Below are 18437 nucleotides of genomic sequence, written 5' to 3'. Positions count from 1 at the left end.
AATGCCGCCGCATCCGAAAAACAGATTCTCGCTCAATCGCTTAGAGGCTTGTTCACGGGCGACTAGTTAACGCGATCAGAGCGACCTAGCGCTTGGGGATCTTAGCTTCGGGATCTTTCGAATCTGATCGAGGCGCATCCAGAACTACGGCCTGCGTGGACGTAGTTCAACCAAGCAAGAGCCCGGCTGATGCTAGGAAACTACAAGGCGCTCCGCAGCCATTTATTGGCACTCGTCAAGGGTACTTGGCCGGTCAACTGCAAGTTTATAACCAAGTCTCCATTTTGAGTGCCAATTTTGGCCGACTGTATGGCAACCGAATAGTTCGACATCAAATGCTTCACGGAAGTCACGCCTCGGCGGATTTGAGCGTTGATGATGGCGAGCAGATTCGCGATCTTCGGAGAAACGAGCGAACGAGTCTTGCTCGCGAGATAGGGGTTTGGTGCAGGCACAAAACCCACGAAAGTAAAGCCGCTCGGCACCACATCGAAGGCGCCCGCCTGCAAGGTAACCGCTTGAGCCGTGTGGGACAGGGTGACGGGTATCGAAACGGCAATATTGCCTTCGTAGAGCGGGACAGAATGGCAATCGCGAATGTGTGCCTCTGCATTGATCACCAACGGCGCATTCTCCGCATATGATTGCTGAAGCGAAATACTCTTGAAACTTACCTGGGTGCGGTTTGCGCTGCCACAAGCCATGCCTGAGTTTAAACTTGGAAGCGTGCCGTCGAGCGAGGCCTGAACGTTGCGAACCGCAAATGAAGCTGTGGTCGTGGCCGTTTCAAATGTGCCGAAGGGGCGAAGCTTTGTTTCGGCCGCGAGACCAAGATCCAGCGGTACATCTTGAATCCGGATTTGCGCGTGCGCAGGAATGGCAACCAGGGCGACCCAAAAGATGACTACTGCTCCTGCGGCCGGGGCAAGAAGGGTACGAAGCAGGACTGCAAGTCTCGATCTGACGCCCATTTGGCGCCCCCCACCGAAGGTCTAGAGGATTAGACAAACACATCTGACGACGTCACGCAATATCTGGTTGCACGGCGGCCTCGGAGCTTTACACGCACTATCACCGCAACCGCGCTGCCGCTTTGCAACAACTCAATCTTTGTTGCGCGCGACTTCTGGACATGCCGTTTTTGACTGATTTCCTTTTGGGGGAGGAAGGATTCTCGTGAATTTCAAATCGATCATTGTTTTTCTCTGCCTTACAAGCCCAGCCGCAGCGGCCGACAAGCTCGTCAAGGTCATCTCCGGTTCAGGCGGTGACCTGCAGATCTCTCGACTTTACTCGGTCGATTACCAGTGCAAGGTCGATACGTCCCACCAATTCGGCCTAGTACAGAAGGCGCTTGGGCTTTGGGACGCTGGTTGGAGCAAGGGGACAGTCAATGAGAACGTCTCCGTATATTCGACAAGTCCTGCGAACGCACCGACTACTACCGGGGCGACGGGGAGCGGAGCGAACGCTCCCGCAGGATCGGCGAACGGCTCTAGTTTTCAGCACAAACGCGATGACATTTGCGATCACGCCATTACGAGGTACGGACGACAGAAGCATCGGCTGCCGTGGACAATTCTTCATTAGCGGCTCGGAAAATTTCCGGATCGATGCGCAGGTCGGGATCAACACCACAAACCAGATTGGCGACATAGTCTCGAAAGTAGCGACGCTTGCAAAGACCATTCTGCGTCACTCATAGCCCACTTAAGAGCCAACGAGTGGGTCGAGATCGCGGCGCCCAATGCATGTTTATCGGCTCCAGCAACTGTTCACCACGATAGTAGTCGACTTCTGTGCTAGCGGAATTGCTGGATTGCCCTACAGACGCTCTTGCTATTCTAAGTCCCCCTTTTGTGCCCAGGAAAGCGACTGAGCTGGCCGAGGAATGTTTCCGGGGTCCAGGACCGATCACGTAGAGCTGGGTTCTCCGGTTTCGAACCATTCGAGCGTTAGTAAATGGCCGCCGCGCCTCGGCTGCGACGATCAAATCGTATCATCCTTTGTTGCAGAGATTTTCTCGCGTTCCGCGTTCTTCGATCACGGGCGATAGAAGTTCGTCCGCGTATTGGAGAGTTACTTTCTGGTTGTCAGGAAGAGGCGAGGCGGAGGCGGCGGGGCTATATTGCGCTGGGATAGCGCAGATAGCCGGGCTGCTCTGCAAGCTCTCCCGAGCCGATCCACGAACAGGCTCCGGGCTTTCCCTTGTCCGGGACTTGGCGAAGCGATTCGGCTAATTTGGGCCACCTATCCGGAAAATCGGAGGGGATTTGCGAGAGCGCCGCATTCCAGCAAACTTCGGAGTACACGCTCCCGCCGCTGCTTACTTTGCCGCCGATCTGCAGTGCTAATCCAGTGATCAGTGGCAGCGGCTTGATATCCGCAAGGGGGCGCTTCTCAGCTACCTTTATGAGATCTGCAATCAGCATAGCCACCGGAATATTGTCCCCACTGACTGGCCAATATTCTGGCCGCTCAATCGGCCGAGATACGAGCTAGGGGCGAGGCGATGATTCAGCAAGCTGATAGGCTGCTTTGCGAAAGCTGGAACGAGCGAATGTGGTCAGACGGCGAGCCGATTGATCCCTCGCCCACTATCGACCAGGCCGTGAACGGGGGGGGCCCTTGGCTGGAGATCAGGTGCGCACGTTGCAAGACGCCGAGCGACGTTGACCTCGCTGCGACGAAGCATCCGCCGACCACCTTCGTGCACGATCTCGCCGGCCGGTTACGCTGTCGCAAATGCGCTAAGGCGGGCCGGCGTCCATCCGCGACTCTGCTACATTGGTGTGGCAGCCGCGCCATGCTCGAACCGAAACCTGACTGATGTGCAATCTCTACTATGCCGACCTCTGGATTATGCCGACCATTGGCCCAGAACTGTCTCTGGCTGCAGTGATCGCTGCGTCGGAGTCGGCATAATCCGATCGATCCCACAGGTGTGTAGTCTCCCTCTTGCCAATTGAAGGGAGGCTTTCATGTTGATTGATCTGTCACGAGTTAGGGTTTCGGGTCCGCTTTCGGCATTCGCGACCGGGTTTGCCGACCACATGACAAGACAAGGCTATAGCCAACAGCAGACCCGCATTCAGTTATTGCTGCTAAACCGCCTGAGCAATTGGCTTGTGAGCAAGGGGCTCGATGTAGGGGAACTACGAGCAAAGGAAGTAGAGCAGTTTCAGCTCAGCCGTCATGAAGCGGGTGACAAAATTCTTCGCTCTATCAGAGCGATGCAGCCGATCCTCGGTTACCTGCGCGGTCTTGGGATCGCACCGGCGGCTTCGTCGCTCCCGGTCAGCGGAGTGCTTGAAGCGGCTCTGGCGCGATACCGAGGTTACTTGATACTTGAGCGTGGCATCAGGAATGCGTCAGCGTCCCGGTATATTGAACTGATGCGCCCCTTCCTTCAAACCAAGGTCTTGCCGGACGGCCTTACTCTAGACCTTCGAAGCCTGACGGCGGCTGACGTCATTTCTTTTGTGGTGACAAACTGCCCTCGCCTGAGCCCTGGGACGGCCGGGCTGACGGTGTCGGCCCTTCGCTCACTACTCGGTTTTCTTTACGTCGACGGCGCTATCGATCGGTCACTGGTGTCTGCGGTACCGACCGTTCCCGGTCGGCGATTAACCGGATTGCCGAAGGGATTGGCCGCTGACCAAGTGCAGCGCCTTCTGGCGTCCTGCGACACCCGTACCCGAAGTGGCTGCCGTGACTTCGCAGTCCTGACCATGCTTGTTCGTCTGGGCTTGCGGGCAGGCGAAGTCGCCAAACTGCAACTTGAGCATATCGATTGGCGAGGCGGCGAGATCGTGATTGCCCACAGCAAAGGCAATCGCTCCGAACGACTGCCATTACCTGCAGATGTCGGCGAAGCAATCGCGGCTTACTTGCATCACGGCCGTCCCGCAAGCGCGCAAGGCCGAATGGTGTTTGCACGGATCACAGCTCCGCATCACGCTCTCACCACTGGCGCGGTAACGCAGATTGTTCGCCACGCTGGCGAACGGTGCGGCTTTGAACGGATCCATGCTCACCGGCTGCGTCACACCGCAGCGACTCTGATGCTACGCGGCGGTGCATCGCTGCCCGAGATCGGACAACTCCTGCGCCACCGCAACGCCATTACGACATCGATCTATGCCAAGGTCGATCGCGATGCTCTGCGGACGATCGCTCGCCCCTGGCCGGGTGTCGTCGCATGAACGCTCTCCGCAAGGCTCTCGCAGACTACTTTGTGGTTCGCCGCGCCCTCGGCTTTAAGCTCTATCGAGCCGAGAAGCTCCTCGGTCAGTTTCTCACCTTCGTCGAGGATCGCGGCGAAGATCATCTGACAACAGAGGCGGCGCTCGCTTGGGCGACACTCCCTAAGCGCGGTCGAACCTGGGCGTTTGCCCGGCTTTCCGTTGTTCGCCGCTTCGCTAAACACCTGCGCGGGCTCGACCCCGCGACCGAGGTGCCCCCGACACACTTGCTGGTGCAGCAAAAAGGCCGAGCCACCCCCTACCTATATTCGGAGTCGGATATCGCGGCCCTCATCGCCGCAGCCGGGACGCTGCGGACGCCGCACCGAATGGCGACATTTCGGACATTGATCGCTTTGCTTGCAGTGACCGGAATGCGGGTTGGGGAAGCGATCGGCCTCGACCGCGACGATTTTGACTCCGTCATTGGACTACTCACTATTCGGAACGCAAAGTTCGGCAAGTCTCGCCAATTGCCGCTGCATCCGAGCACCGTGGCTGCACTGGTTGATTATCTGCGTCGAGACGACCGTCCGAAAAACTCGTCGAATACGCCAGCACTGCTGGTCACTACGGTTGGCACCAGGTTTCGCTACATGGGCGTCCAGCCCGTCTTTCGTCAAATTGTGGATGTCGCCGGCCTCAAGCCGCGCTCTGCCTCATGCCGTCCGAGGCTGCATGACCTGCGGCATGGATTTGCCGTCAATACCATCCTTGACGGTTATCGAGATGGCCGGGAGCCGGGGAACCGGATCGCGTTGTTGTCGACCTACCTCGGCCACGTCGATCCTGTCAGCACATACTGGTATCTCTCAGCTGCGCCGGAGTTGCTGACGCTGGTTGGTGATCGTTTGGAGCGGCACCTCGGAGGTGCCGCATGACCGCACTTGCCCCAACCCTGCAAGCGTTCTTCACGGAACGCCTCATCCGCCAGCGCCAAGCTAGTCCCCATACACTTGCGGCCTACCGGGACACGCTGCGGCTGCTGCTTGTCTTCGCGTCCGCGAGGAAAGACGTCGAACCATCGAAGCTAGACATCGACGATCTTGATGCGCCGCTCATCGGCGCCTTCCTCGACCATCTTGAGAAGCAGCGGGAGAATAGCGCGCGCACTCGCAACGCTCGACTTGCCGCTGTCCGTTCGCTGTTCCGGTACGCAGCGCTTCGACATCCCGAGCATGCCGCCATAATCGAACGCGTACTTGCCATTCCACGCAAGCGTTTCGACCGGAGGATCGTCACTTTCCTGATCGAACCGGAACTCGATGCGCTGTTCCGCGCACCCGACCGCTCGACCTGGACCGGGCGGCGCGACCATACCTTGCTTACGCTCGCGGCCCAAACGGGCCTGCGTGCGTCAGAATTGATCGGCCTTCGCATCAGCGATGTTCATCTCGGCACTGGCGCCCATGTCAGTTGCATGGGGAAAGGACGGAAGTTGCGGATCACACCGATTACCTCGGGTATGGTCGCCCTCCTGCGTGTTTGGCTCGCCGAACGCGCTGGTCAGCCGACGGAGCCACTTTTCGTCATCCAGTCGGGGACGTCACTCAGCCGTGACGCCGTCGAACATCGGCTCGCCAAATACGTTCAGATCGCCACCCGCGCCTGTCCGTCGTTGGGACAGAAAACCATCAGCATGCATGTGTTGCGTCATAGCGCCGCGATGCGACTGCTGCGGGCAGGAATTGAAACCTCGGTGATAGCACTTTGGCTCGGCCATGAGCAGGTCGAAACCACCCACATCTACCTACACGCTGATATGGGAATCAAGGAACGCGCACTGGCCGCGACAGCTCCAACGGTCGCCACTCCCGGTCGTTTTCGACCGAACGACAAGCTTCTCGCATTTTTGGAGGCACTGTGATTATGCCGACTCCAACGCAGCGATCGCCGCCGCCAGAGCCCGTTTTGAGCCAATGGTCGGCATAATCCAGAAGTCGGCATAGTAGAGATTATGCCGACGTCGGCATAATCTCTACTCGATCACGACCAACCAAGCCGCAATCAGCGCGTTGTTCCGCGTCGTGAACCGGTACGTCGGCAATCTGGCGCCGATGCCCGGGGTTTTTCCCGATTACAAGGCACCGATCGTGCGCAACGGGGCCGAGGGCCGCGAACTCGCGACTGCGCGGTGGGGAATGCCGTCGTCGTCAAAAGCGCTGATGGACGCCACCAAGAAACGAGCCGAGAAGCTGCAGGCCAAGGGCAAGACCGTCGATTTCAAGGAGCTGCTGCGCATGGAGCCGGACGGCGGCACGACGAACATCCGCAATGTGAAAAGCAAGCACTGGACGCGGTGGCTCGGACCCGAAAACCGCTGCGTGGTGCCGGTCAACTCGTTCAGCGAGTTCAACAAGGCCGAGGGCGGTGATATCTGGTTCGCGCTCGATGAGACCCGTCCCCTTGCCTGTTTCGCCGGCATCTGGACCAACTGGACGACCGTTCGGAAGGTCAAGGAAGGCGAGACCACCAACGACCTCTACGCGTTCCTCACGACAGAGCCGAATGCCGAGGTTGGTGCCATCCACCCCAAGGCGATGCCCGTGATCCTGACGACGTCGGACGAAGTCGAGACCTGGATGACGGCCCCTCTGGACGAGGTCCTGAAACTACAGCGGCCCCTTGCCGCCGGAATGCTCCGGATCGTCGCCCGCGGCGTCAAGGAAGACACGGCCGGGCTAGCGACGTGACCATCGGGAACGATGACGACCAGGCCGCTTCCCCGGGCCGTCAACGCAAGATCATCCACATCGACATGGATGCCTTCTATGCGTCCGTCGAGCAGCGGGACAATCCGGATCTTCGCGGCAAGCCCGTCGCCGTCGGCGGATCGCGCGAGCGCGGCGTCGTGGCGGCGGCCAGCTACGAAGCGAGGAAGTTCGGGGTGCGCTCGGCTATGCCGTCGGTCACTGCAAAGCGGCAATGCCCAGATCTGATCTTCGTGAAGCCGCGCTTCGAGGTCTACAAGGCGGTCTCGCAGCAGATCCGCGAGATCTTCGCGGAGCACACACCGATCATAGAACCGCTGTCGCTGGACGAGGCCTATCTGGACGTCACGGAAACTCTGCAAGGCATTCCGCTGGCACGTGACGTCGCGTTGGCGATCCGTGCCAAGATCAAGGAGGTAACCGGCCTCAACGCTTCGGCCGGCATCTCTTACAACAAGTTTCTGGCGAAGCTCGCCTCCGACTACCGCAAGCCGAACGGCCAATACGTCATCACGCCTGAGATGGGCCCGGCATTCGTCGAGGCACTTCCGGTCGGCAAGTTTCACGGCATCGGGCCCGCGACCAGCTCCAAAATGAATGCTCTTGGGTTGTACAACGGGCTCGACATGCGCAATCAGTCGCTCGATTTCATGCAAGCCAATTTCGGCAAGGCCGGAAGCTATTACTATTGGATATCAACGGGCGTCGACAACCGGGACGTACGCGCCGACCGAATTCGAAAATCCATCGGCGCCGAGAACACGTTTTCCACCGACCTCGCCAGCTTCGACGCCATGGTCGTTGAACTCGCGCCGCTCATCGACAAGGTCTGGCGATACTGCGAAGGCGCCGGCGACCGGGGACGCACGGTGACGCTTAAGATGAAGTTCAATGACCTTGAGATCATCACGCGCAGCAGATCCGCCCCCGTTGCGGTTTCGAGCCGCAGCGACCTTGAACGCTTAACGGTCGCTTTGCTGCGGAACGAGATGCTGGTCCCGAAGCCGGTCCGGCTTCTAGGCGTCTCGCTGTCGGCGCTACAGCATGTCGACGACGCGGAACCACAACTGGCGCTGCCGATGTAATCGCGTCGAGGCAGAACCGAGACGCACTATGCGGCTCGGATCACGAGAGCCTCGTCTACCGAAGGCGGACGCGCCCGTTGCGCGGCTGCGTCTTTCGGTGAGCAAGCTGCAAGGACACCACTAGATTCGATCACGGCTTCTTTTTTCCAGCGCCTTTCTTATGCTTTTTTACAATGGCTTTCTCGACGTGTTTTATTGGATCGACCTTGTCAACGACGTCACTTTTCAACACGGAGGCTTTGAGCCTGGCGATACGTTCCTGAATTTCCTCAGCCGATACTTCGATCCGTAGCTTGTCCTGTACGAATTTCAGGCGTGCTTCGCAGTCTCGAATGAGCTCAGCCCACGATTTTATCCAGACTCTGTGATTGGGTTTGTCGATAAACAAGCCCAAGGGCCTGTTCTCTTGGGTGATGCGCTGCTTAACGACGTCGTCGTATTCGGTCGTGACCAGATAAAAATTCCATTGCGTTGATGTGTTTATGAAGTCGGGCTGCGCGAGAATGGCGTTCACATAATCCTCGACCTGGTCCGCTTCCTTTCGACCGATTTTGATCGACGGCTTTTTCAGTTCGATCAGAAGAAAATCGCGGTGATCCGGGTTCTCGTTCGGAACCACTCGCCCCATGAAGGAGTCGATGCGGCCAATTTTGCCGTCGAGCTTTCTCACCGGGGTGCCTTTGACCCGCTTGGTAGCAATCTCTTCCGAAACACGGTCCATGATCTGGGTGAGCCCGGCCTCATGCATGGTGAGGTGGAAGCTCTCGCCGAAAATCCAAGTGTTGTCGCGGATCAGGATGTCAAGTTCGCCCCGTTCCTTAATCGTGCTGCGGTGTTTGGGTGAAAAAACGATTTCCCGCAGGACCTTGAGGGCGACAATGCGGTTTGCGACTAGGCTCGATGCGCCAATGATGTTGCCGAGTTCGGTCTTATCAAGTAATTGCGAGAATTCGTCTTGGCGTACCTTGGGCAGATTGAAGACCGCCTTGAGGATGCGCGTGACCGACTCTGGATTGTGGCTCAGCGCTTCTTTTAGAAGCCCGAGCGCGATTTTCTTGAGAGGGTTATCGGCTTTTTTGAAGTCTTTCGAATAGGAAACCGCCGCGTGAGTCGCAATATCGAAGACCTGGCGTTCGCGCCGCTCGATCTCGTCCCGTGGATCGCCTTCATAGGGGTAAACGCCCGCGTCCTTCAGATCCTGAATCAACTCACCCGATTTTTCGGCCTGACGCGCCCGGAAGTAATCGGTCAGTTGGTCGCGGACATATTCAAGGACACGAGCAAAATCAGGATCGGTCAGCCCTTCGAATTCGAGAAGGTTAGCCTTCGCCATTTCATTGAAGAACGGCGAGTAGGCGTACGCGGAAAACTCGAAACCCGGCGCCGTAACATTCGCGGCAAGCGAGCCAAGCACTACGCCGCTCTCGCCGCCAAAGTATATTTTCCGTCCGGTGATGCGTGGCTTCCATTCGATCACGCGTAACGTAAGGTCACGCACGACGCGGCCGGGACATATGATCGGCTGAGTTGGAAACTGGTGCGAATGCTCGATGGTCCGCTTGGGATCAACCGGGCGGCCGTCATAGGAAATCTCGGCTTTTGGATACTGAAGAATATAGGGCGCGAAAATGGAGTCGAATTCGGACCGCGCCTCTTCGCCCGTCAGCCAATCAAATGTCTCTTTGAGGGGGCCAGTTCGACCGTCGTGCCGGTCTGTGTTTTCGCCGGCACTTCCTCCGGCTCGGAAACGGAGCTGGATGAAAGTTGATCGGCGTCGATCCCAATTTTCAATCGATAACGCTTACCGTTCTCCTTATAGACCGTTTCCCACACGGCACGACGCGCGAGCGAGAAAAACCGGAGGCGTCCCTGCCCCTCCTTGCCATGAAGGGCGCGACCCAGTACCGGAGTTCGTGCGGTGTGCAGTTTCCAGGACTCGCCAAGGCTTTCGAAATCATGCTCTGCGCGGACCTTCGTTATGCCGGTGCCGTTGTCGCGAATGACAATGCTTTCAAGGCCTCCCAAGGCGTTGCGTACTAGTTCGACGTTCGTGCGCGGCGCGTCAGCATCGAGCGCGTTCCAAACGAATTCCGCTATCGCCTTGATGAAGTCGCGCGTGCTCGCGACCTTCTGAAGGTGATCGTTTTTCGCTTTGAGTGTTAGGACGACCATGTTGGCTCAACCTAATATTGCAATATTGGCCAAGATATTGCTTCCTCAATCTTCGACAAGTTTACATTCAACAGAAATTATCGGTGGGTGATGACCCGCATCCATTCCGCGTAGCCGCTGCGCGTTTTTCTCGTCGCTGATAACGAAGACACTTCTACTCTTCTAGCGCCTTAAACACGGCGTCGGGTACGTCGCGATAAAATTCGATGTTGATCTTAGTCCACATATCGTCCGCGAGATCGTTGAGCTGTCGCCGCGCTGATACGGGCATCAAGATTGTCTGCGCCCGTTTTTCGATTGCCAACTCGGCGATTTGGGCGGCATTGCGAACGAGTTCAATTGAACCTCCGAGAGTTGCCGAACCAATAACGATAGTACCTCCACGGCTATTTCGCCCAAGCAGCGAGCCGCACAATGCCACAACGACAGCCACGCCCAATCCGGCACCAGCCTTGTCTGAATCTATTGCGCGTAACTGCACGGTGAATTCCTGCTCGCGGGGATCGCGGTCACCTACCAAACTGCGGGCTTGTCCAAAGAGAACCTGCTCACCCACTTTAACGCTTTCGCGAAACGTCGGAGATGGGGGTTGATTAAGGATACGCACGCCGGAGCCTGGCTGGTGCGAAATCTCAATACGGTACAAGCCCGGGCCCGTTTCCGCTGATCCCGACGCTACTGCCCAGACTTGACCAGGCGGCAACGGATCACTTTCGATCGCCTCTTCTGATTGCAGCTCAGGCGTCGCGACAAAGGTTTCCACACCATCAGCACCGAGCGTATAGCTGAAATGAGTATTGCGGAACTCGCTCTTAAATACTCGCCGCTGCTGTTCCTTTACGCGCCGCCGTGACTCCAACGCTAGACGCACGATCCACTCGAGATCTGCGTCGGGAATCGGCTCCGAAGGATTTGGGAACATGAGCTTTGCAAGACCGCTGACGGTCTTTCTAACCGACTCGATATCACGACCAGACAGAGCACCACCAAAGTGGATACGACCGTCAAGAATGTTAGCGCGCGAGTTCTTTCTTAGGCGCGTGAAGCACTCAGATAGGAAATCGGAGACTAGTCCAAAATGGTCCGTTAAGTGCCGCCGAGGATCGAGTTTGGGGAACTCCCAGCCCGGCACATACGAATGCAATCGATCCATAAAAGCGGTGTCATCACGCATATCTGGAGGAAGCGGCGCAAGCAAATGGCCAACGCGCTGCGCTTGATCTAGATCCATATCGAGGTTGCCGACGAGCACAATCCCGCCCTCAGCCCTTATGGAGTCTTTGCCGCGCGAAAACTCGCCCGACGCCATATATCCCTTCATGATATTCACGCCGTCCTTCGAATCGAAGGAGACACCGGCGATTTCATCGAAGCAAATGACATCATACTGGCAAACGAGGCCCCGTTGCCCGCTCGCCATGTTGACAAACATTCGAGCTACGGTCGCCTTGCCACCCGAGATCAAGTGCGCGTAAGGCGAAACCTGTTGAAACAGGTGGCTCTTGCCCGTTCCGCGCGGTCCGAGCTCCACAAGATTGTAGTTGCGCTCGACGAAAGGAACCATGCGAAGGAGCGCAACTCTCTTCGCCCGCTCGTCGAACTCGGCGGGCTCGAAGCCGACGGAACGTAACAGAAAATCGATCCAGTCGTTCTGTGTCTCAAATCTAGCGCGCCCTTCAAAAAACGTATCCAGCACGTCGGCGCGAGACATCTGGATCGGGCGTAGCGCTTCGATGCCAAACGGACGCCCGTTCTTCTCCTGCGCGATGATGCTATCGTATGCGAGTGTCACTTCGGCATAAAAGCCATCAATCAGGATGCGCTCGTTCTCTTCAACAAGGCTATCTGGAATGCGCACGTCGCGAAGCGCAAGACTGGGGAGTTCAGCAATGTAACAAGCATTCTTGGCATCAAGCCGCGCGCGTATGGTATCGATGATGCGGACCGATCCCTTGCGATAGGCCTCATTCTTGAAAACCTCTTCCTGGCCTGTGCGTACGCAGCGATCTTTCAGTTGCTTCTCTACGATTTCGAGCCCTTCCTTGATCTCGGCTTCGTCGGTCGACGCGCAATAACGGCCAAGCAAAAAACTCCACGACGTAGGCGGGCACCGGATAGGCTTTGGCGTAGCGCCGGACGAGGTCCTTTCGGACGACAAAACCCTCGAAGGCTTTTGCGCTCAAGTGGTCGAGCCGATCCAGTTCTAACGTCATACGCGATCTCCAACACGTGTGGCACGAGCATCGATGACGATGCCCTGCCGATCGACAAGAACGACGAGAACAGGATCACCCTCTTCCACCTCGTCGGATATGGTTAGCCGTGCGCGAGCCCCTTCGCGCGTCGCGGCAACATCGATGCGAGACGCCGGATCGCGCTCCTTGCGGCGAACTTCGACGGCGACATCCGCCAACTCGCTGGTAAATTCGACAGTCAAGCGCAGGCGGCGCCAGCTAATCGTGCTTATCCGCACGCCGCTAGAGGGAATCGATTCACTACCGTGCACGGTGATGTCAGGAATGACACATTCCTGCGGCGACAGACCGCCGTGTGAATAGACCTCGCCGGCACGAAAAGCCTCGGCGCCCGAGGGCATGGCAATTCGAACCGATCGGTCCCAATGCCAGGGTAGGAACGCGAGTTCGGCTGCCGCTTCGTCTTGGAGAATTGCGGCCCGGCTTCCTTTAGCGATCACCGCGGAAGGTGGCAACCGGATTGGCTCAAAGCAGCCCGGCATGAGTAGCCAGCCATGATCGGTAACAATTCGCAATCGCGGCCAACCGGCCGTCTTTAGGGCTACAACGTACTCGACGATGCGAGTAACCTCTGTCACCAGTTGGCTCGCCAGACGTAGACCCATGCCATGACCATCATGGTCGATGTTGCCGCATTCAGCGTATCCGATCGATGTTGGCTTCTCCGGAGGCACGATGGCGCCCCGGTCAAGGACCTGAATGCTCCGCGCAAGCATGGCCTTGCGTAGAACGTCCGCGGTAGCCGGTTTCCCCGACGAGGTCTCTAGCGGCAGGAACGCGTCCACCTTGCCTCGGCCAGCGATACTATCTCCGACAGGAGTTACGATCGCCTTTGCAGTAGCCGTCACGCTAGGGATCGGCGAGAGCCGCCAGCCCAGCGAAGCATCAACACCGGAATTAGCTAATCTTTCGACGACCGAATGGCCGACATCCATGCGCAATCCGTCAACAAAAAGGACAAGCGTCCCCGATTCAATCGCTAGTGGAGTCGGTCGAGCTGCCTCACCGGCAGCTCCGAATGCTGTGCGGAACCGTCTTGCGAGCGCGTCCACCCACGGCCGGTAGAGAACGCCCGCGGCGCGCGCCACCACGTCCTCCCGGGTTCCCGCTGCGGCAATTGTCTCAATCAATGCAGCGTCGACTCGCCAGCCCTCTTCCGCATACGTGCTGGCGAGTGCAGTGAGGTCACTTCCTGAGAGGTTCGTATCGGTAGCAGCCGCGAGGCGCGCCAGCGGATCAAGTGCTGCGGCGAGCGGTGCTTCGCCCAACCTTGCCCACAGTGTGTCACGGCGGCGCCTGTGATGTTCTTCGAGCGATACAACCTTCCCGGCCGCTTCGCGGCTCGAAAGATCTGCGAGGGCGCCGAGATCTTGCGCCAACATCTTTTCCGCGAGGGCGTTATCGTGCGGGTTAGTGGCAGGATCGCCCTCGCCGAACAGGTCGGTCTGCTTTCGGCCGGTTGCTTCACGCAAGCGCTCGCAGACGGCGCGGAACTGTTGTGGCGAGTCGGCCAGTCTGTTCCAGACCCGGCCCCATCGTCCTGTTCGGCGGATCAGGCGATCGGCCGCTTGCTGCAACGCCCCCTCTCGTCGATATCGATTTCGTAGTCGCGTTTGACCAGGTTGCGCAACGCAGCCCATGTGCCTGCGTCTTTTGCCGCCTTTGCCGTGTCGGGGTTTGCAATCCAATTGAGAAGGTCTCGCACGTCGTCAGGGACGCGCAGTCGATCGAAATCGTCCGCACCGATGCGGCGTCCGCGCCAACCGTCCAGTTCAAGGTCTAATAGGGCGACAAGTGCCCCTGGGCGGCTTCGTCGGTGCGCGCATCCACCGACATTTCGAGGCCGAGTCCTTGGTCTGTATCGCGGAGGAAGGTCGCTACGTTCCAGTCACGCGCTTGTCGGCGCTGACGAAATACATCGCCGCGGTATTGCATCTCGACCAGCATCTGGACGCCGCGGGGCAAAGTGAGCGGCTCACGCAAATTCCGCCACGACACTCCCGGCAAGAGGATTACCGGTAGCGTATCCATCGGAATGGCGCCCTTTAAGTCTGGCGCATCGGGCGCATCGATCAGGCACCGAAGCCAGATGGACGGACCGATGCCTTCCTCGGGCGAATATTCGCCATGCACGTAAAGCGCGATGTTTTGGGAAGCGAGCCGGCGCCGCAGATCAGAGAAGCCCGAAGACCATTGCCGCTCTGGATCCGGCCACAGTAGCGCCCCTGGCCATTCCTTTCCACTCTCAAACGTTTGAGAGGCGTCAACCAAGGCGCGAGCAAGGCCATGAATGAGCGTCCGGTCGCTCATGACCTCTTGCCTCGTGCGTCACGAGCCCGCTGCTTGAACGCGCGGCTAAAATGGAAATCATTGTAACGGCGCCCCTTGAATTCTGGGCCCCCGGCGAAATCGACCTTCGCCACGTCGGCATCTTCGGCCCAGAACCAGGGAAACTCCTCTTTCTTTCGGAGAGGTTCGACACCTCTGTCTGCACCGGCATACTTCTTCACCCTCGGGGTGATGCGTAGAATACAAGCGTCCCGCCCGCGCGGATTTTTGGTCCGAGCGATTAAGAAAGGCCGTATGTTAAGGCGGACGCCGTCCTCGATGTCCGGCTCCCAGCCAATGGGTTGGCGGTAAAGCGGCTTCCAACGAACGAAAATGTCATAGGGTGGCTCACCTTCGATGATCCTTGTGAGCTCGCTCCGGAGATGCTCAGCGGCAGTCAGCCGCTCCTCAGTGCCTGCTTCTCCGGCGGCAAGAGCGCGACGCTGCGCAGCGAGCCAGTCCCCTAGATAGGTGTCTCGCAGCTTTTCGAGCAGACGGCGGCCTGCGTCACCTTGTCCGCTGAGTTGATGATAATTTATCAGCGCAGAAAATCCGCCGCGCACCCCGTCCCAAACCTGCCAGATAAAGGGAGTCTGGTGAAAAAGCTTGCAATGTCCCTCGAAGAACTCATCCGCAAGCCAGGTCGAGAGGTCATTGGCTTTTGCATCTTCGACAGCGAGAAGCTGGCGGATTGTTCCGTCGACATAATCCGCTCCCCAGATCAAACGGATGAGCTCCCGTAATCGAGTTGTCGCATCGGGCTGGTCCGCGGTCGCCGAGAGCGAGACGATTCCGTCATTAGCAATTAGAGTAGACCGGCCCGCCTCATCTGGTTCCGAAATAGCAGGGCAATCCATGAAGCTCGAGTTTGTCTGACGCGGCCATCGATAGCCGAGCAGTCGCAGCACTGCGACTTGCAGCGGGTGCTCAGCCATTCCCGGTCGCGGACCACCTGAAGTTACGGCGCCGTGATCGAAAGATTCGGGTAAAGAGGCGTTTGGGTTACGGCTCCCGCGAGGGTGTCCTTCAAACAACCATTGCGTTGGGTCATTTGAATAAGGCTTTGGTAGTCCGCCAGGATGGTTCTCAACTGCAATTCTTTGCCAATGTTCGTAATTGAACGCAGTCTTTCCAAAGGTTGCATTCGTTATATTTTTTCTTTTTTCGAGACGACGAGCATCTTCGCGAAAGTCTGGCGAGTGACAGTATTCGTAGATTGCGGGAAAATCCTTATCTAACTTCGGTACGATGACTGCAACATTCGAATCGAATTTTTCGCCAAAATAGTCTGCGATTGGCAAATCTCGCATCTGGCCAACCGCTATACCTCGTTTGTGCCAAGCGAAATTTCCGCGCTGATCCGAATTGTGCAATCTCTCTTTTCTTACTGTTGCGTCTTCACGCAAATGGCCATGCTGCTCATCAAAATAGATTAGTCCAATAAGGCCGCGGCATCCGCTGTCCGCCGACGGAGATGTTTGCAAGAAAGCCCAATCCGAGCTCTTTCTCGGAAATTCCCAAAACAGTCTCGTGAACTTGTCACTATCGCCGTTCAGAATACCAGCTAATGATACTGCTTTTGCCTCAAGCAAATCCTGCTTTAAGATAGTTTCAGTAAGGATTCGGTGATCGGGATTATTTCGCTGCGCTTCCTGATCGATAACAGTTACCTGGCATTCTTTTAGGCGAGCAATCTTTTGCTCAATTTCGGGTACAACAGTAGCGTCAATCGAGAAATGCCGGTCTTTGTTCGTCGGCGCGTGGTTGGTTAGGCATGCGAGGGTCGCAAGTGGCCCTCTCTTGGCAAAGGTCTCCCAAGCCTCTTCGCCTAGTGCTACAACGTATTCAAGCTTGACTTCGTCAAGCAGATTGAGCCGGAAGCTTTTGTACGTCGGCAAGAAGAGGCAGTTTTGAGGGAATACAACTGCTAATGCTCCCGAAGGCGCCACAAGCTGACGTGCCCTATCAATGAAAACGGTCGACAGGTCCGATTTTGCTCGCTTGTAATTCTCTTCAACAAACGTTTTTAGTTCCAGATCCATATCGCCATTGCCGAGATACGGAACGTTCGTTGCCACTAGGGTATATCTACGCGCCATAATCTCGGCGGCCTTAGCTAACCCTTCGGCAGTCACTGTAGTTTCTCTCGTTTCTGCAGGTTCGCCATTTTTGTCGAGTGCCTTGTGCAAGTGATCGGCGAGAACGTCGTATCGTTCCTCCATAAGCGATCCGTATCCGTGATCGCCACCGGTCACAGCTTTTCGTGGATCGATGAGAGATCCGAGATAAGGCGCCTTCTTGAATAAATCATAGATCCGCTCAAGGCCGCCGCGTATGCGCGTTGCAGCACGTTCGCCAAGCGGACTGCGCCCCGCGTCTAGAACTGTCTTGTGTCCACCCCAGCCCTCCGCATCCGCAATCCTGTCTGCGAGCTTCAGAAACTCTTCTCTGCCGAAACCAATCGAAAGGCCAGAACAAGCAATGCTGAGGCTAGGCAGAGGCTCTGGCGCGCCGAGACGTTTCCAACTTGTGAGAGCAAGGGTAAAAGCGGCAATTTGGGTGCAACGAGGGTCAATCTCTAAGCCATAAAGGTTCTCGGCAAGTACCGCCCTTATGGCCGCGCGTTCGTCCAGGCCCTCCTCTGCACGTCGGAGCGCCGCTAGGATTGGCAAAGCGAATACTAAGAAATGCCCCGATCCCATACACGGATCAAGGAAAGCAATGTCTTTCGCTTCGCGCTCCCAACCTAAGAAGGCTCCTGCTGCCGGACACCACGGCCCGGTTGCCGCGTCCGGCGGCTCGCCGTCCTGTGGCTCTCGCAAAAATCGTAGATAAGTCCAGCGATAACCCGCGGGACTAGTTCTATCGCGCAGCTCATCTTCCGAGTTAGCTTCTGCCGCCAGAGCTGGTTCGGCCGCGAGCCGTTTTGCAGCCCACCATGCGCCCAGAGTATTCTCGAGCAGAAAGAGGACCATATAATCCTCGGTAAAGAGCTGCGTTACTGCTGGGAGCTCGTCAGCGCCGATCTTCACTTCGGATTTGTTAATCTGCTCCTTATTGTCCGCTTGCCAAAACTGATAAGCCCAACCAAGCGAGTCGTCAGCTAGAAAGACGGCGCGCGGTAGTCTTCTTATTATCTCCAGAATGCCCGCTTTAGTCTCCGGCGGGAGCGAAAGTGCCAACACGGGATCATCTCTGCGGAAGATCTGCGGCAGCATTGGTTCGGCCCAATCGGCAGCGAGCTCGATTGGATCCTTTCCTTCTTCTTTGGCGATCTGTTCTAACTCGTCCAATGAGATCGCGATTTTGTGGTCGGGATCTACAAGAAGACCATTCTCTGCCAGAAAGCGGGCAAACAGCGCCCGATGCCAGTGCTCGTACGCTATCTCGCCCACCAAACGCTTGGCTTTGATGGAACCGTCTGGCACCATGATATCGCCGAGTGACCGCGCATGGGCACGCAATCGGTTCCGCAATTCAGTTTGTGCCGAGGAAAGCCCCGTCGGCCGTTTTGCTTCCTCAAGTCCGAGTTCAGTTAACGACTTTCGCGCCCCATCCTCGGCAACGCGGCGGGAACCTGCATTTCCGGTAATTGCAGTTCTGAGAATTGACCGTGCAGCACGATCGAGGGCAATGGCCATT

Annotated in this window: 14 protein-coding genes and 1 pseudogene; 7 read left to right on the top strand and 8 right to left on the bottom strand. The window is 57.3% G+C overall.

Annotated features, from left to right (window positions below):
• Positions 1–200: 200 nt before the first annotated feature.
• Positions 201–971: a hypothetical protein gene (locus AB8Z38_RS30625; RefSeq protein ID WP_369721344.1), complete on the bottom strand. Its 771-nt coding sequence runs from the start codon at positions 969–971 to the stop codon at positions 201–203.
• Positions 972–1516: 545 nt separating this feature from the next.
• Here AB8Z38_RS30625 and AB8Z38_RS30620 point away from each other — a divergent pair.
• On the top strand, positions 1517–1705 hold the full coding sequence (locus AB8Z38_RS30620) for a hypothetical protein (RefSeq protein WP_369721343.1): 189 nt from the start codon (positions 1517–1519) through the stop codon (positions 1703–1705).
• Between the two features lie 418 nt (positions 1706–2123).
• On the opposite strand, the gene AB8Z38_RS30615 is transcribed toward AB8Z38_RS30620, so the two are convergent.
• Positions 2124–2438 (bottom strand): hypothetical protein, encoded by a 315-nt coding sequence (locus AB8Z38_RS30615; RefSeq protein ID WP_369721342.1) that lies wholly within the window; start codon positions 2436–2438, stop codon positions 2124–2126.
• 20 nt (positions 2439–2458) lie between these two features.
• On the opposite strand from AB8Z38_RS30615, the pseudogene AB8Z38_RS30610 reads away from it, so the two are divergent.
• The 6 genes and pseudogenes from AB8Z38_RS30610 to dinB all read left to right on the top strand — a co-directional run bounded on the left by AB8Z38_RS30610 (position 2459) and on the right by dinB (position 8040).
• Positions 2459–2826: pseudogene (locus AB8Z38_RS30610) on the top strand (hypothetical protein).
• A gap of 155 nt (positions 2827–2981) precedes the next feature.
• Positions 2982–4205: a site-specific integrase gene (locus AB8Z38_RS30605; protein WP_063994383.1), complete on the top strand. Its 1224-nt coding sequence runs from the start codon at positions 2982–2984 to the stop codon at positions 4203–4205.
• The gene (locus tag AB8Z38_RS30600) at positions 4202–5125 is read left to right on the top strand and encodes a tyrosine-type recombinase/integrase (protein WP_063994384.1); all 924 of its coding nucleotides are present in this window, start codon (positions 4202–4204) and stop codon (positions 5123–5125) included. Before AB8Z38_RS30605 ends, AB8Z38_RS30600 begins: the two co-directional genes overlap by 4 nt.
• Positions 5122–6111 carry a tyrosine-type recombinase/integrase gene (locus AB8Z38_RS30595; RefSeq protein ID WP_369721341.1) on the top strand — a complete coding sequence of 330 codons (990 nt, stop codon included), beginning with the start codon at positions 5122–5124 and terminating at the stop codon, positions 6109–6111. The genes AB8Z38_RS30600 and AB8Z38_RS30595 overlap by 4 nt, the downstream gene beginning before the upstream one ends.
• Positions 6112–6229: 118 nt before the next feature.
• On the top strand, positions 6230–6937 hold the full coding sequence (locus tag AB8Z38_RS30590; RefSeq protein WP_369726646.1) for an SOS response-associated peptidase: 708 nt from the start codon (positions 6230–6232) through the stop codon (positions 6935–6937).
• A 65-nt stretch (positions 6938–7002) separates the two neighbouring features.
• The gene (gene dinB, locus AB8Z38_RS30585; RefSeq protein ID WP_369726645.1) at positions 7003–8040 is read left to right on the top strand and encodes a DNA polymerase IV; all 1038 of its coding nucleotides are present in this window, start codon (positions 7003–7005) and stop codon (positions 8038–8040) included.
• A gap of 130 nt (positions 8041–8170) precedes the next feature.
• On the opposite strand, the gene AB8Z38_RS30580 is transcribed toward dinB, so the two are convergent.
• The 6 genes from AB8Z38_RS30580 to AB8Z38_RS30555 all read right to left on the bottom strand — a co-directional run bounded on the left by AB8Z38_RS30580 (position 8171) and on the right by AB8Z38_RS30555 (position 18436).
• A complete protein-coding gene (locus tag AB8Z38_RS30580) occupies positions 8171–9538 on the bottom strand; it encodes a hypothetical protein (RefSeq protein WP_369721340.1) in 1368 nt (455 codons plus the stop codon).
• Between the two features lie 164 nt (positions 9539–9702).
• On the bottom strand, positions 9703–10212 hold the full coding sequence (locus AB8Z38_RS30575) for an ATP-binding protein (RefSeq protein WP_369721339.1): 510 nt from the start codon (positions 10210–10212) through the stop codon (positions 9703–9705).
• Positions 10213–10366: 154 nt separating this feature from the next.
• On the bottom strand, positions 10367–12298 hold the full coding sequence (gene brxL / locus AB8Z38_RS30570) for a BREX system Lon protease-like protein BrxL (protein WP_369721338.1): 1932 nt from the start codon (positions 12296–12298) through the stop codon (positions 10367–10369).
• 123 nt (positions 12299–12421) lie between these two features.
• Entirely contained in the window at positions 12422–14044 is a 1623-nt protein-coding gene (gene pglZ, locus AB8Z38_RS30565) for a BREX-1 system phosphatase PglZ type B (protein ID WP_369721337.1), read from the bottom strand.
• 202 nt (positions 14045–14246) lie between these two features.
• Positions 14247–14777: a hypothetical protein gene (locus AB8Z38_RS30560; RefSeq protein ID WP_369721336.1), complete on the bottom strand. Its 531-nt coding sequence runs from the start codon at positions 14775–14777 to the stop codon at positions 14247–14249.
• Positions 14774–18436, bottom strand: a complete 3663-nt coding sequence (locus AB8Z38_RS30555; RefSeq protein WP_369721335.1) for an SAM-dependent methyltransferase — start codon at positions 18434–18436, stop codon at positions 14774–14776. Before AB8Z38_RS30555 ends, AB8Z38_RS30560 begins: the two co-directional genes overlap by 4 nt.
• Between the last annotated feature and the right edge of the window lies 1 nt (position 18437).

The organism is Bradyrhizobium sp. LLZ17 (genome assembly GCF_041200145.1).
Classification (GTDB): domain Bacteria; phylum Pseudomonadota; class Alphaproteobacteria; order Rhizobiales; family Xanthobacteraceae; genus Bradyrhizobium.
Note: the sequence above shows the minus strand (reverse complement) of the source record. Positions and strands in the feature narration are given on the sequence as shown.

Excerpts from the sequence above, each read along its gene's own strand:
- AB8Z38_RS30560 (WP_369721336.1), bottom strand. The coding sequence starts at position 14,777 with ATGAGCGACCGGACGCTCATTCATGGCCTTGCTCGCGCCTTGGTTGAC.
- AB8Z38_RS30625 (WP_369721344.1), bottom strand. The coding sequence starts at position 971 with ATGGGCGTCAGATCGAGACTTGCAGTCCTGCTTCGTACCCTTCTTGCC.
- AB8Z38_RS30595 (WP_369721341.1), top strand. The coding sequence starts at position 5,122 with ATGACCGCACTTGCCCCAACCCTGCAAGCGTTCTTCACGGAACGCCTC.
- AB8Z38_RS30605 (WP_063994383.1), top strand. The coding sequence starts at position 2,982 with ATGTTGATTGATCTGTCACGAGTTAGGGTTTCGGGTCCGCTTTCGGCA.
- AB8Z38_RS30620 (WP_369721343.1), top strand. The coding sequence starts at position 1,517 with ATGACATTTGCGATCACGCCATTACGAGGTACGGACGACAGAAGCATC.
- AB8Z38_RS30555 (WP_369721335.1), bottom strand. The coding sequence starts at position 18,436 with ATGGCCATTGCCCTCGATCGTGCTGCACGGTCAATTCTCAGAACTGCA.
- AB8Z38_RS30600 (WP_063994384.1), top strand. The coding sequence starts at position 4,202 with ATGAACGCTCTCCGCAAGGCTCTCGCAGACTACTTTGTGGTTCGCCGC.
- dinB (WP_369726645.1), top strand. The coding sequence starts at position 7,003 with ATGGATGCCTTCTATGCGTCCGTCGAGCAGCGGGACAATCCGGATCTT.
- AB8Z38_RS30575 (WP_369721339.1), bottom strand. The coding sequence starts at position 10,212 with ATGGTCGTCCTAACACTCAAAGCGAAAAACGATCACCTTCAGAAGGTC.